At 39.4% G+C, this 13,819-nt stretch carries 11 protein-coding genes, 1 tRNA gene, 2 rRNA genes and 1 pseudogene (1 of these 15 only partly in view); 12 read left to right on the top strand and 3 right to left on the bottom strand.

All coding sequences use genetic code 11. The features are described 5' to 3' along the window. The first annotated feature begins 3 nt into the window (after positions 1-3). From IGK86_RS12345 to IGK86_RS12330, 4 genes are all read left to right on the top strand, one after another. Positions 4-822: a carbohydrate ABC transporter permease gene (locus IGK86_RS12345; protein WP_002355144.1), complete on the top strand. Its 819-nt coding sequence runs from the start codon at positions 4-6 to the stop codon at positions 820-822. Next, positions 806-2,095, top strand: a complete 1,290-nt coding sequence (locus IGK86_RS12340) for an MBL fold metallo-hydrolase (RefSeq protein WP_002359171.1) — start codon at positions 806-808, stop codon at positions 2,093-2,095. Before IGK86_RS12345 ends, IGK86_RS12340 begins: the two co-directional genes overlap by 17 nt. A gap of 23 nt (positions 2,096-2,118) precedes the next feature. Continuing rightward, a complete protein-coding gene (locus IGK86_RS12335; protein ID WP_002359172.1) occupies positions 2,119-3,399 on the top strand; it encodes an extracellular solute-binding protein in 1,281 nt (426 codons plus the stop codon). Between the two features lie 97 nt (positions 3,400-3,496). Beyond that, positions 3,497-5,050: a bifunctional metallophosphatase/5'-nucleotidase gene (locus IGK86_RS12330; protein ID WP_016616792.1), complete on the top strand. Its 1,554-nt coding sequence runs from the start codon at positions 3,497-3,499 to the stop codon at positions 5,048-5,050. Positions 5,051-5,114: 64 nt separating this feature from the next. On the opposite strand, the gene IGK86_RS12325 is transcribed toward IGK86_RS12330, so the two are convergent. Both IGK86_RS12325 and IGK86_RS12320 read right to left on the bottom strand, forming a co-directional pair. Continuing rightward, positions 5,115-6,077 carry a phosphoglycerate dehydrogenase gene (locus IGK86_RS12325; RefSeq protein WP_010707121.1) on the bottom strand — a complete coding sequence of 321 codons (963 nt, stop codon included), beginning with the start codon at positions 6,075-6,077 and terminating at the stop codon, positions 5,115-5,117. Positions 6,078-6,225: 148 nt separating this feature from the next. After that, positions 6,226-7,236, bottom strand: a complete 1,011-nt coding sequence (locus IGK86_RS12320) for an NAD(P)/FAD-dependent oxidoreductase (protein ID WP_002355149.1) — start codon at positions 7,234-7,236, stop codon at positions 6,226-6,228. 204 nt (positions 7,237-7,440) lie between these two features. Here IGK86_RS12320 and IGK86_RS12315 point away from each other — a divergent pair, with 204 nt between their 5' ends. Beyond that, positions 7,441-8,031 carry a peptidylprolyl isomerase gene (locus tag IGK86_RS12315; RefSeq protein WP_002361120.1) on the top strand — a complete coding sequence of 197 codons (591 nt, stop codon included), beginning with the start codon at positions 7,441-7,443 and terminating at the stop codon, positions 8,029-8,031. 164 nt (positions 8,032-8,195) lie between these two features. Then, complete coding sequence (locus tag IGK86_RS12310; protein ID WP_002355151.1) at positions 8,196-8,402, top strand: DUF3955 domain-containing protein; 207 nt, start codon at positions 8,196-8,198, stop codon at positions 8,400-8,402. Between the two features lie 33 nt (positions 8,403-8,435). On the opposite strand, the gene IGK86_RS12305 is transcribed toward IGK86_RS12310, so the two are convergent. Beyond that, entirely contained in the window at positions 8,436-9,602 is a 1,167-nt protein-coding gene (locus IGK86_RS12305) for a MalY/PatB family protein (RefSeq protein ID WP_002368299.1), read from the bottom strand. Between the two features lie 183 nt (positions 9,603-9,785). Between IGK86_RS12305 and IGK86_RS12300 the strand changes: the two genes are divergently transcribed. The 6 genes and pseudogenes from IGK86_RS12300 to IGK86_RS12275 form a co-directional block, all read left to right on the top strand. Beyond that, complete coding sequence (locus IGK86_RS12300; protein ID WP_002365178.1) at positions 9,786-10,154, top strand: CvfD/Ygs/GSP13 family RNA-binding post-transcriptional regulator; 369 nt, start codon at positions 9,786-9,788, stop codon at positions 10,152-10,154. 64 nt (positions 10,155-10,218) lie between these two features. Beyond that, positions 10,219-10,590: a hypothetical protein gene (locus tag IGK86_RS12295; protein WP_002385270.1), complete on the top strand. Its 372-nt coding sequence runs from the start codon at positions 10,219-10,221 to the stop codon at positions 10,588-10,590. Next, positions 10,574-10,822: pseudogene (locus IGK86_RS12290) on the top strand (hypothetical protein). The gene IGK86_RS12295 and the pseudogene IGK86_RS12290 overlap by 17 nt, the downstream one beginning before the upstream one ends. Positions 10,823-11,257: 435 nt before the next feature. Next, positions 11,258-12,818 (top strand): 16S ribosomal RNA (locus IGK86_RS12285). Between the two features lie 79 nt (positions 12,819-12,897). Then, positions 12,898-12,970 (top strand) — tRNA-Ala (locus IGK86_RS12280). 176 nt (positions 12,971-13,146) lie between these two features. Further along, positions 13,147-13,819, top strand: a 23S ribosomal RNA gene (locus IGK86_RS12275) (it continues 2,240 nt past the right edge of the window). Together the 16S and 23S rRNA genes with 1 tRNA gene alongside form the textbook arrangement of a ribosomal RNA operon.

The following is a 13,819-nucleotide window of genomic DNA, read 5'->3' as shown; positions in this document are numbered from 1 at the left end:
CCAATGAAAAAAGTTTTAACGATTATCGCATTTGTTTTCTTAGGCATTTTAGCCGTTATTACGTTATTTCCATTTGTCTATATGATTTTAGCTGGTTTAATGAGTTACTCTGAAGCGACCAGCATGCCGCCAACCATGTTTCCGAAACAACCACAATGGCAAAACTACACAGAGGTCTTTCAAAAAGCACCCTTTCTTCGGTATTTCTTGAACACAGTCTTTGTTTCAGGCGTTACAACGATTGCTACGGTAGTCACCGCCGTGTTAGCTTCATTCGCATTAACGAGTTTGAAGTTCCGTTTTAAAAATGTGGTCATTGCTTTGATGATTTCGTTGTTAATGGTTCCGTATGAATCTATTATTTTTACCAATTATCAAACGATTGCGCAATTAGGTTTGTTAAATACTTACAGCGCCTTAATTATTCCATTTTTAACTAGTATTTTTTATATTTACTATTTAAACGGGTATTTAAAAGGTATTCCTGATACTTTTTACAAGGCTGCCAAGATTGATGGCGCTAGTGATTTAGAATATATTTGGCGTATTTTAGTACCAATGTCAAAACCAGCGTTGGTAACAGTAGGGATTTTAACATTCATTTCTAGTTGGAATTCTTTCTTGTGGCCATTGTTGGTGACGAACGAGAAAAAATACCGTCTATTGAATAATGGACTATCGGCCTTTGCGACAGAGAGCGGTAGTGACGTACATTTGCAAATGGCTGCTGCAACATTAACCGTTATTCCAATTTTAATTATTTACTTGATTTTCAGAAAAGAAATTATCAGAGGAGTTGCAAAAAATGGAATCAAAGGCTAAAACAACTGTGACTTTTCACAGTGGCATTTTAACAATTGGAGGAACCGTGATTGAAGTGGCGTATAAAGATGCCCACATCTTCTTTGATTTTGGTACAGAATTTCGACCAGAATTAGATTTGCCCGATGATCACATTGAAACCTTAATTAATAATCGTTTAGTGCCAGAATTAAAAGACTTATATGATCCACGTTTAGGTTATGAATATCATGGTGCAGAAGACAAAGAGTATCAACACACCGCTGTTTTCTTATCTCATGCCCATTTAGATCATTCGCGCATGATTAATTATTTAGACCCAGCTGTTCCGTTGTACACATTAAAAGAAACGAAGATGATTCTAAATAGTTTAAATCGCAAAGGTGATTTTTTGATTCCATCACCGTTTGAAGAAAAGAATTTTACCCGAGAAATGATTGGTCTTAATAAAAACGATGTGATTAAAGTTGGCGAAATTTCAGTGGAAATCGTGCCTGTTGATCATGATGCGTACGGTGCTTCGGCATTACTGATTCGCACGCCTGACCATTTCATCACATACACAGGTGATTTGCGCTTACATGGCCATAATCGTGAAGAGACTTTAGCTTTTTGTGAAAAAGCTAAACATACTGAATTATTAATGATGGAAGGCGTAAGCATTAGCTTCCCAGAACGTGAACCAGATCCAGCCCAAATAGCGGTTGTCAGTGAAGAAGATCTTGTTCAGCACTTGGTTCGTTTAGAACTAGAAAACCCGAATCGACAAATTACCTTTAATGGTTATCCAGCAAACGTGGAACGTTTTGCTAAGATTATTGAAAAGTCACCACGTACAGTCGTTTTAGAAGCAAATATGGCTGCGTTGTTACTTGAAGTATTTGGAATAGAAGTTCGTTATTATTATGCTGAATCTGGTAAAATACCAGAATTGAATCCAGCGTTAGAAATCCCGTATGACACGTTACTAAAGGACAAAACAGACTATTTGTGGCAAGTTGTGAACCAGTTTGACAACCTCCAAGAAGGTAGTTTATACATTCACAGTGATGCGCAACCGTTAGGGGACTTTGATCCACAGTATCGCGTGTTTTTAGATTTGTTGGCTAAAAAAGACATTACTTTTGTCCGTTTAGCTTGTTCAGGACATGCAATTCCAGAAGATCTGGATAAAATTATTGCATTGATTGAACCTCAAGTATTGGTTCCAATCCATACGTTAAAACCAGAAAAACTGGAAAACCCGTATGGTGAAAGAATATTGCCAGAACGTGGCGAGCAAATTGTTTTATAAATTTTTTTAAGGGAGAGAAAAAAATGAAGTTCAAAACTCTAGCAACAACAGTGTTAGCAACCGCAGCTATTTTCGCATTGGGGGCTTGTGGTAACGGTAATGGGGCCAAAGAATCAAACGATATTGTGAAAGAAGTGAAGGAAGATACGACAATCACTTTCTGGCATGCAATGAATGGGGTTCAAGAAGAAGCGTTAACAAAATTAACGAAAGACTTCATGAAAGAAAATCCAAAAATTAAAGTGGAATTACAAAATCAATCTGCTTACCCTGATTTACAAGCCAAAATCAATTCGACTTTAACTTCACCAAAAGATTTACCAACAATTACGCAAGCGTACCCAGGCTGGTTATGGAATGCTGCACAAGATGAAATGTTAGTGGACTTAAAACCATATATGGATGATGACACAATCGGCTGGAAAGATGCAGAACCAATTCGTGAAGTATTGTTAGACGGCGCCAAAATCGACGGCAAACAATACGGCATTCCATTTAATAAATCGACAGAAATGTTATTCTATAATGCTGATTTGTTGAAAGAATATGGTGTTGAAGTACCGAAAACATTAGAGGAATTAAAAGAAGCTTCTAAAACAATTTACGAAAAATCCAACAAAGAAGTCGTTGGTGCTGGTTTTGACTCGTTAAATAACTATTACGCAATTGGAATGAAAAACAAAGGCGTTGATTTTAATAAAGATTTAGATTTAACAAGCAAAGATTCACAAGAAGTCGTGGACTATTACCGTGATGGTATCGAAGCAGGTTACTTCCGCACAGCTGGTTCAGATAAATATTTATCTGGCCCATTTGCAAACAAAAAGGTAGCAATGTTTGTCGGCAGTATTGCTGGTGCTGGTTTTGTTCAAAAAGATGCTGAAGCTGGTGGCTATGAATACGGTGTTGCACCACGTCCTGAAAAAATCAACTTACAACAAGGAACAGATATTTATATGTTCGATAGTGCTACGCCAGAACAACGGACAGCGGCATTTGAATTCATGAAATTCTTAGCTACTCCTGATTCACAATTGTACTGGGCACAACAAACAGGTTATATGCCAATTTTAGAATCTGTTTTACACAGTGATGAGTACAAAAACTCTAAGACAACCAAAGTACCTGCACAACTTGAAAACGCAGTAAAAGATTTATTCGCTATCCCAGTAGAAGAAAATGCTGATTCAGCCTATAATGAAATGCGGACAATTATGGAAAGTATTTTTGCTTCATCAAATAAAGACACGAAAAAATTATTGAAAGATGCAACATCACAATTTGAACAAGCATGGAACCAATAATCAATAAATAAACAGACGTGGGAGGTTGGGATCTGAGTCGTTATGGCTCGTGTTCTAACCTTCCTGTTCTTTTGGGCGGAAGAAGGAGAGAAACAAAATGCAAATAAAAATTTTAGCAACAAGTGATATGCATGGGTACATTATGCCAACAAGTTATAGTGAAAAAAAGATGGATTTACCTTTTGGAACCGCAAAAGCAGCAACCATGCTGAAAAAGTTACGGGCGTCTGCCAAAGGACCAGTTTTTCAAATTGAAAATGGGGATTTTATTCAAGGTTCGCCGCTTAGTTACTACGTAAGAAAAGCAGAAACACATTCAGTGGAAGCCATCACTAAAATCATTAATCAAATGAATTATGATGTTAGCATTTTAGGTAACCACGAATTTAATTACGGATTAGATTATTTAAAGGAAACAATTGCCAGTTATCAACAGCCAGTTTTAGCTGCCAATATTCTTGGTAAAGATGGACAACCTTATTTCGGTCAGCCGTATGTCATCATAGAAAAACAAGGGGTTAAAGTAGCCATTCTTGGCGTGACGACCCAATATATTCCTCATTGGGAACAGCCGGCAACAGTCAAAGATTTAACGTTTAAAAGTGTCGTTGAAACAGCGGCGGAATACGTGCCAAAACTGCGGGAAGAAGCAGACCTAGTTGTTGTCGCTTACCATGGCGGTTTTGAAAAAGATTTAGAAACAGGGGAACCCACGGAATTACTAACAGGAGAAAATGAAGGCTACGATTTATTGGAAAAAGTTCCTGGGATTGATGCCTTAGTCACGGGTCACCAACATCGAGAAATTGCTACAAAACTGAATGGAATACCTGTGATTCAACCAGGTTTTCGAGGAGCTTTTGTTGGAGAAATTACTTTAGAAATTGAACCTATGGCTAAAGGCTATCGCGTTATTGAAAGTGACGCAGCTATTCATCCTGTTGGAAACGAACAACCAGATGCAGAAGTTTTAGCTTTGACAACAGCGTTACATGACGAGGTAGAAGAGTGGCTTGATCAACCAGTGGGAAATGTGGAAGGGGATATGACGATTCAAAATCCGAATGCCGTACGCCTCAAAGAACATCCATATATAGAATTTATTAATAACGTCCAAATGGCTTCAAGCGGAACGGATATTTCAGGGACTGCACTTTTTAACAATGAAGGCAAAGGGTTTAATAACCAAATTACGATGCGCGATATCATTACTAACTATATTTATCCAAATACCTTGGCTGTATTGCGTGTCACTGGACAAGACCTCCGTGAAGCGTTAGAACAAAGCGCTACTTATTTTGTGTTAGAAAAAGGCCAACCAATTTTTAACCCGAAATATGTTGATCCAAAACCACAATACTATAATTATGATATGTATGAAGGCATTGAGTATACGCTTGATTTAAGACAACCGTTTGGTGAAAGAGTGACGAAACTTAATTATCATGGTAATGCAGTGCAAGCAGAAGATGTTTTGGAAATCGTGACAAATCAATACCGTGCAGTCGGTGGCGGAAACTATCAAATGTTCCAACCTGAAAAAATTATTCGAGAAATCCAAATTGATATGACGGAACTGATTGCAGAATATTTAAAAAAACATCCAATCATTCAAGCGTCGACAAATGATAACTTCAAGGTTATCTGGTAAAAAATAGCAAAAAAAGCCTTCAACCATGCAATTACTTGAAAGATGGTTGAAGGCCTTTTTTGAGTTAATAGCCTTTTTTTAAGGAAACTTGGTTTTTGACGAGGGTCTGATCCGTCACAAATTGATTTAAGTTTGGAATAAAAATCGCCAGTAATTTTGATTTGAACTTCGGTGTCATGCCAGAAATATGAGGTGTTAATAAAACATTCTTCATCTCCCATAAAGGGCTATCTTCGGGAAGAGGTTCTTCTTCAAAGACATCTAAGGCAGCAAAAGCAATGGTTTTATTGTTTAAGGCAGTTATCAAATCGTTCGTTGCTACTGAGGCGCCGCGACCAACATTTACGAAAATTGTTTCAGGAGCCATTTTTTCAAAAAGTGCCTGATTGTATAAATGTTTTGTTGTTTCAGTCAAAGGAAGAATGTTCACAACAATGGACATTTCATGGATAATTTTACTCATATTCTTCTGTGAATAGCATTCAATGAAGCCTTCCGTCACATGTCCAGAGGTATTCACGCCATAAACTTGAAGATTTAAACCTTTAGCAAATTTAGCTAATTGTTGTCCGATTTGCCCGGTGCCTACGATTAACATTTTTTGCCCAGAAAGTTGTTGATAGGAAGGGGCTGTTTGATTCCATGTGTGTTGCATTTGTTGTTGGATACTTTCTTGCAGTCCGCGGGTATGTGCTAATAAAACGCCTAAAACATGTTCTGAGATAGAAACACTATGGATTCCGCTACCATTAGACAACAGAATGCCCTTTTCTCTTAATTTATCAAAATCCATATAATCAGCACCAGCAGAAATGAGCTGAATCCATTTTAGGTGACTAGTATCAGAGGCTAATAAACGCGGACCAATTTCTTTATGCCAGCCTAACATAATTTCGATGGCCTCTTCTTCAGCAGAGGATAAATAATCGGTAGATGTTTTAACTAGATAATTGGGTGCCACAGCTTTCACTTGTTCCAGTTGTTCTTCGTTGAATACTTCATTTAAATAAATAATTGGTTGGTTCATCTTTCTTCCTCCTAGCACTTTTTATTGTATCAAAAATAAATTTAAAAGAGAAAAAGAAAGGCTTTTCAGTAAAGCAGAAAACCAAGGACAAAAATCCGATTTAGATTTTTGTCCTTGGCTTAAAAACTGCTAAAGTCCAGTGCTAACCTTATTTAGGTACGCCGTTTTCAAATAAACTTGTACTATGAACTGGTTGACGTCGAGCATCGGGCCGTAAGTAATGTAAAGCATTATTTACGGCAGTAGGTGCCTCACCAAATCCTGTAGCGATTAATTTCACTTTTCCCTCATAGGAACAGATATCCCCTACAGCGTATACACCAGGAATGTTAGTTGACATATCGGAATGAACATTAATAGCATTTCTAGAAACGTCTAATCCCCATTCTTTGAGGTGTGTTAAAGAAGAGGTGAAGCCATAATTGATAATTAAATCATCCAGAGGGAGATCCAATGTTTGGTCACCTTTTGTCTCCGTTAATTGGATGCCTGTGAACGTTTCATTTTCCTTTAAAATATCACTAATGATATAAGGAGTTCTGATAGAAACACTAGATTTTTCCAGTTGTTCCACGCTATGTTCGTGGCCACGAAATTGTGGGCGACGATGGATAATAGATACTTCTTCTGCGACGTTTTCTAGCATTAAAGCCCAATCAATTGCGGAATCGCCGCCACCAGCAATCGCAACTTTTTTGCCAGCGAATTTTTTCATGTCAGTCACATAATAATGGATTGACTCACCTTCAAAGGCTTCAACATTTTCGATAGCTAAACGTCGAGGTTGGAAAGCGCCGTTACCAATCGCAAAGATAACCGTTTTAGAATAATGTGTGCCTTTAGTTGTTTCTAAGCGCAAAAGTCCATCTGCTTCCTGTGCAAGGTGTGTGACCTCTTCTTCCAAGCAAACATCGTGCTGAAATGGCTGCATCTGTTTTTCCAAATTGGCAATTAACTCACCGGCTTTAATAGCAGGGAATCCAGGAATATCATAAATATATTTTTCGGGATACAGCATTGTTAGCTGACCACCTAATTGCGGCAGGCTATCAATGATTTTCGTTTTCGCTTTACGAATTCCCGCATAAAAAGCGGCAAATAATCCAACAGGACCGCCGCCGATAATTGTTAAATCATAAATATCTTTTTCATCAGACATTTGAAAATTCCTCCTAATTCATTTAGGGTTGAGACAACTATTGATCGTTTTGCGAACACTTCACAAAATAGCACGGCTTTTCGAAAAAAGCAAGTTTGGCTAACGAATCAAAGCATTCTTTAATCATTGGAAAAAGATCATAGCAATTTTCAGCATTTTTCGATATGATGGAACTATAAAATAATTATCTAGGAGGACATTCTCATGTCACAATTTCCACAATTAGATTTAGAAAATGCTAAAGGCCCAAAAGCGGTCATTAAAACAAACCGCGGCGACATCACTGTTCAATTATTCCCAGAACAAGCGCCTAAAACGGTTGAAAATTTTGTTGAATTAGCGAAAAAGGGCTACTATGATGGCGTTATTTTCCATCGTGTGATCCCTGATTTTATGATTCAAGGCGGTGACCCAACCGGAACAGGAATGGGCGGCGAAAGTATTTATGGAGAAGCATTTGAGGATGAATTTTCTCGGGATGTTTTCAATTTGCGTGGCGCATTGTCAATGGCAAATGCTGGTCCTAACACAAATGGTAGCCAATTCTTTGTTGTTACTAATCAAAATGTTCCAGCTCAAATGATGAGTCAGTTAGAAGATGCTGGTTTTCCAGAAGAAATTATTGAAGCTTACAAACAAGGCGGAACACCTTGGTTAGACTTCCGTCATACTGTTTTTGGTCATGTGGTTGATGGTATGGATGTAGTGGATGAAATTGGTGGAGTCCAACGGGATGCCCAAGACCGTCCAACATTTGACGTCGTGATGGACACAGTTGAAATCATTGGTGAATAAGTTTAACCAATTGAAAAAGAGAGTACCAACGAGGGACAAATTCGTTGGTACTCTTTATTTTTTTCTTAAAACGACTAACTTTTTTTTAAAAGCGTCCAAATCGCTTCTTTTAATGAAGTCTTTATAGGATACTGAGTGAAAGAATAGAAGGAGAGGAAGCAAATTTGTTAGAAAAATACAGATATCCAATGGCCTTGGCTTTGTTTGCAGTAATACTCCCATTTATAGGAACGTTTTTTACGTATGTAGATCAGCAAGGAATCGTTCATGAACCAGGATTTTATACAATAATAATTGGAGAAATTTTACTTCTATTTTCAGGTATCTGGTTCGTCAGAGTTTATTTAGCTAAACGCAAAAGAAAGAATTAAAAACAGCTGTCCTAAAAACTAGGACAGCTGTTTTTAATTAAAGGCTTTTTTGATACGTAAAAGGCCTTCTTCGAGAGTTTCTTTTGAACAAGCTAAGTTTAAACGCATGTGTTGAGAACCTTGGGGACCAAAACTAATTCCTGGATTTAGAACCACTTTCCCCTTATGAATTAAGGTATCGCGAAGTTCCCGATCCGTTAGCGAATAAGAACTAAAGTCTAACCATAAAAGATAGGTTCCTTCAGGCTCCATTACACGAACGCTAGGCATCTCTTCACGGAAAAAGGAAAGGGCAAAATCAATATTTTCTTTTAAATAATCCAGTAACGCCGTTAGCCATTCTTCCCCTGTTTGATAGGCAGCTGCCGTTCCCACGTAGCCAAAAGTATTGATACCGCCTTGATGATTTTTGTCTTGTAAAGATACGAAAGATTGCCGTAGTTTTTCATTAGGAATGAACAGCATTGAATTTTTAATCCCCGCTAAATTAAAGGTTTTCGTTGCCGCGGTTAAGGTAACAGTGAATTCCTTAAATGCTTCATCAGCGACAGTGAAGGAAGTGAAGGTATGCGGTTTGAAAATCAAATCCTGATGAATTTCATCGCTAACCACAGTTACTTGGTGTTTTTGGCATAAACGGCCAATTGCTAGCAATTCTTCTTTTGTCCAAACACGTCCACCAGGATTATGGGGATTACAAAAAAGTAACAGTTTCACCTTTTCTTCGATTATCTGTTGTTCCATTTTAACCAAATCAACTTCATAATGTCCGTTAACTTCTAGTAAAGAATGGCGCACAAGTCTACGCTCATTTTGTTTTACCACATCTGCAAAAGGGGGGTAGACTGGATCACAAATCATGACAGAATCAGCAGGTGCTGTATACGCTTGAACGGCTGTGGCCAAACTGGGTACCACGCCACTATTAAACAAAATTTCTTCTTTTTCAACAATCAATTGATGGTGTTGCCGTTGCCAATCTTGAATTGCTTGATACAGTTCATTAGGTGCAATCGCATATCCTAGAATGCCCTGTTCAATAACTTGTGACAAAGCATCAAGAATAGGCTGATGCACTTTGAAATCCATATCAGCAACCCATAAAGGTAGTAAATCTTTTTCGTGGTAACTCGTTTCAACGGTGTCCCATTTAACACAATTCGTGTGGCGACGATCAATGGTTTCATTAAAATTAAACATAAGATAACTCCTTTTCTTCTATATAAAGTCTTACTTCCTATAGTATAGTAGATTTTGCTTAAAAGATGAAACAATAGTTTTAACAACTAGGGAAGAAATAATGCACAAACGTTGAAAAAATGCTATTATTTTAAATGAGTAGAAACGGAAAAAGAAATTTATCGTATGAAAAGAGGAAATTTGATGAAGTACAAAATTGGTATGGTACTTTCTGGCACAATTACCGGACTTCAACCATATGGCGCATTTGTTTCTTTAGACGAAGAAACACAAGGACTGATTCATGTTTCGGAAGTACAAGCTGGCTTTACTAAAAATATCCATGGACTCTTAACCGTTGGACAAAAAGTAACCGTTCAAGTTATTGATGTTGATGAATATTCTCAAAAGATTAGCTTATCTTTACGAACCCTTGAAGACAAAGTTCATTCAGTGAACCATCGACGCAAAAAATATTTTACGGATAAGAATAAAAAAATTGGCTTTGCAACCTTAGACAAAGAACTTCCAGAATGGATTGATGAAGCCATGGATAAATTGCTTGAAAAATAATTCTGTATTTTTTCAGAAAGTGTGTTACAATTTCTTTTGTTAGTGAATCTAAAAATTAATTGAGGTGGATGTCGTGTCTAACAAAAAAGTCGCTGGAACAATCATACTGAACTTAAACGATGGTAGTAAAAAATTTTTGATGCATCCAATAGGTGAAGCGATTGAGTTTGCGATGGCAAAAGTTTCTGATGAGATGACGGGTTTAGCTAGTATGCTACAATGGTTCAAAGAAGAGGTTCAATTGGACGTTACTTCAATTAGCTTAGTAGAATTAACTAACGCGCATATCAATAAAGAAAATGTTCCGCTGTTTGTCTTCGAGATGGATGAACAAGCACTTAAAAATGAAATGGATAAAGACTATACATGGGTAGCACCTGCAGAATTAAAAACGATTTGGTCAAAATATCATATTGAAGGTGTCCCAATGTTTTAAACAAAAAAGAAAGAATCTGTCGATAATCGAACAGATTCTTTCTTTTTTTTAGTTGTACGTAAAAAAGTTAATCGAACTATTTCAAATATATGATTCAAATTGTTCGATTTTTAGCAAGGAATTAAACTGTTTTGATAAACAATTAGGATTTAAAAAGTTTAAAAACGAAATAATTGAAAAGAATGAAAACAGATTGAAAACTTCTTTTAATTTTTTTGAAAAAAAGTGTTGACCAAACATCAAAATCTTGATATATTATTACATGTCGCAAGGCGAGTCACACAGCTGAGCGATTCAGAAATCAATAATTAAATAACAATTCTTGATTTCAAATCTCTCGAAAAAAGTTTGAAAAAACAACAAAAAAGTTGTTGACAAATAACAAACGAGATGATAAGATATAGAAGTTGTCACAACAGACAACAACAACCGAGCAAAACAACTTAAAAAAACTTTTTTTAAAAAAGTTCTTGACATTCAAACGAAAGTTTGTTATGATATAAAAGTTGCTGCGAGGTAACGTAGACCTTTGAAAACTGAACAAAGAATAGACGAACCAAATGTGTAGGGCGTCTTGATTCAATTCAAGACAACAAACATTTTTAACAAGCAAGCAATATGCTAGCAAACAAATTGAGCTTAACAATCGTAAGGTTGTTCTAACTTTTATTATGAGAGTTTGATCCTGGCTCAGGACGAACGCTGGCGGCGTGCCTAATACATGCAAGTCGAACGCTTCTTTCCTCCCGAGTGCTTGCACTCAATTGGAAAGAGGAGTGGCGGACGGGTGAGTAACACGTGGGTAACCTACCCATCAGAGGGGGATAACACTTGGAAACAGGTGCTAATACCGCATAACAGTTTATGCCGCATGGCATAAGAGTGAAAGGCGCTTTCGGGTGTCGCTGATGGATGGACCCGCGGTGCATTAGCTAGTTGGTGAGGTAACGGCTCACCAAGGCCACGATGCATAGCCGACCTGAGAGGGTGATCGGCCACACTGGGACTGAGACACGGCCCAGACTCCTACGGGAGGCAGCAGTAGGGAATCTTCGGCAATGGACGAAAGTCTGACCGAGCAACGCCGCGTGAGTGAAGAAGGTTTTCGGATCGTAAAACTCTGTTGTTAGAGAAGAACAAGGACGTTAGTAACTGAACGTCCCCTGACGGTATCTAACCAGAAAGCCACGGCTAACTACGTGCCAGCAGCCGCGGTAATACGTAGGTGGCAAGCGTTGTCCGGATTTATTGGGCGTAAAGCGAGCGCAGGCGGTTTCTTAAGTCTGATGTGAAAGCCCCCGGCTCAACCGGGGAGGGTCATTGGAAACTGGGAGACTTGAGTGCAGAAGAGGAGAGTGGAATTCCATGTGTAGCGGTGAAATGCGTAGATATATGGAGGAACACCAGTGGCGAAGGCGGCTCTCTGGTCTGTAACTGACGCTGAGGCTCGAAAGCGTGGGGAGCAAACAGGATTAGATACCCTGGTAGTCCACGCCGTAAACGATGAGTGCTAAGTGTTGGAGGGTTTCCGCCCTTCAGTGCTGCAGCAAACGCATTAAGCACTCCGCCTGGGGAGTACGACCGCAAGGTTGAAACTCAAAGGAATTGACGGGGGCCCGCACAAGCGGTGGAGCATGTGGTTTAATTCGAAGCAACGCGAAGAACCTTACCAGGTCTTGACATCCTTTGACCACTCTAGAGATAGAGCTTTCCCTTCGGGGACAAAGTGACAGGTGGTGCATGGTTGTCGTCAGCTCGTGTCGTGAGATGTTGGGTTAAGTCCCGCAACGAGCGCAACCCTTATTGTTAGTTGCCATCATTTAGTTGGGCACTCTAGCGAGACTGCCGGTGACAAACCGGAGGAAGGTGGGGATGACGTCAAATCATCATGCCCCTTATGACCTGGGCTACACACGTGCTACAATGGGAAGTACAACGAGTCGCTAGACCGCGAGGTCATGCAAATCTCTTAAAGCTTCTCTCAGTTCGGATTGCAGGCTGCAACTCGCCTGCATGAAGCCGGAATCGCTAGTAATCGCGGATCAGCACGCCGCGGTGAATACGTTCCCGGGCCTTGTACACACCGCCCGTCACACCACGAGAGTTTGTAACACCCGAAGTCGGTGAGGTAACCTTTTTGGAGCCAGCCGCCTAAGGTGGGATAGATGATTGGGGTGAAGTCGTAACAAGGTAGCCGTATCGGAAGGTGCGGCTGGATCACCTCCTTTCTAAGGAATATTACGGAAATACACATTTCGTCTTTACTTTGTTCAGTTTTGAGAGGTCTACTCTCAATCAAATAAATTCGGGGCCTTAGCTCAGCTGGGAGAGCGCCTGCTTTGCACGCAGGAGGTCAGCGGTTCGATCCCGCTAGGCTCCATTGATAGCTTTTGCTATCAGATTCGTTCATTGAAAACTGGATATTGAAGTAAAAAGAATCAAAACAAACCGAGAACACCGCGTTGAATGAGTTTTTTAATAAGTTCAATTGCTTATTTATTGATTAACCTTCTATCGCTAGAAGAAGTGATCAAGACCCAACCGTAAGGTTGATAAGGTTAAGTGAATAAGGGCGCACGGTGGATGCCTTGGCACTAGGAGCCGATGAAGGACGGGACTAACACCGATATGCTTTGGGGAGCTGTAAGTAAGCTATGATCCAGAGATTTCCGAATGGGGGAACCCAATATCTTTTATAGGATATTACTTTTCAGTGAATACATAGCTGATTAGAGGTAGACGCAGAGAACTGAAACATCTTAGTACCTGCAGGAAGAGAAAGAAAATTCGATTCCCTGAGTAGCGGCGAGCGAAACGGGAAGAGCCCAAACCAACAAGCTTGCTTGTTGGGGTTGTAGGACTCCAATATGGTAGTCTGTTAGTATAGTTGAAGGATTTGGAAAATTCCGCTAAAGAGGGTGAAAGCCCCGTAGACGAAATGCTAACAACACCTAGGAGGATCCTGAGTACGGCGGAACACGAGAAATTCCGTCGGAATCCGCGGGGACCATCCCGCAAGGCTAAATACTCCCTAGTGACCGATAGTGAACCAGTACCGTGAGGGAAAGGTGAAAAGCACCCCGGAAGGGGAGTGAAATAGATCCTGAAACCGTGTGCCTACAACAAGTCAAAGCTCGTTAATGAGTGATGGCGTGCCTTTTGTAGAATGAACCGGCGAGTTACGATTGCATGCGAGGTTAAGTCGAAGAGACGGAGCCGCAGCGAAAGC

Source organism: Enterococcus sp. DIV1206 (genome assembly GCF_051712485.1).
GTDB lineage: Bacteria > Bacillota > Bacilli > Lactobacillales > Enterococcaceae > Enterococcus > Enterococcus faecalis.
Note: the sequence above shows the minus strand (reverse complement) of the source record. Positions and strands in the feature narration are given on the sequence as shown.

Excerpts from the sequence above, each read along its gene's own strand:
- IGK86_RS12345 (WP_002355144.1), top strand. The coding sequence starts at position 4 with ATGAAAAAAGTTTTAACGATTATCGCATTTGTTTTCTTAGGCATTTTA.
- IGK86_RS12340 (WP_002359171.1), top strand. The coding sequence starts at position 806 with ATGGAATCAAAGGCTAAAACAACTGTGACTTTTCACAGTGGCATTTTA.
- IGK86_RS12335 (WP_002359172.1), top strand. The coding sequence starts at position 2,119 with ATGAAGTTCAAAACTCTAGCAACAACAGTGTTAGCAACCGCAGCTATT.
- IGK86_RS12330 (WP_016616792.1), top strand. The coding sequence starts at position 3,497 with ATGCAAATAAAAATTTTAGCAACAAGTGATATGCATGGGTACATTATG.
- IGK86_RS12325 (WP_010707121.1), bottom strand. The coding sequence starts at position 6,077 with ATGAACCAACCAATTATTTATTTAAATGAAGTATTCAACGAAGAACAA.
- IGK86_RS12320 (WP_002355149.1), bottom strand. The coding sequence starts at position 7,236 with ATGTCTGATGAAAAAGATATTTATGATTTAACAATTATCGGCGGCGGT.
- IGK86_RS12315 (WP_002361120.1), top strand. The coding sequence starts at position 7,441 with ATGTCACAATTTCCACAATTAGATTTAGAAAATGCTAAAGGCCCAAAA.
- IGK86_RS12305 (WP_002368299.1), bottom strand. The coding sequence starts at position 9,602 with ATGTTTAATTTTAATGAAACCATTGATCGTCGCCACACGAATTGTGTT.
- IGK86_RS12300 (WP_002365178.1), top strand. The coding sequence starts at position 9,786 with ATGAAGTACAAAATTGGTATGGTACTTTCTGGCACAATTACCGGACTT.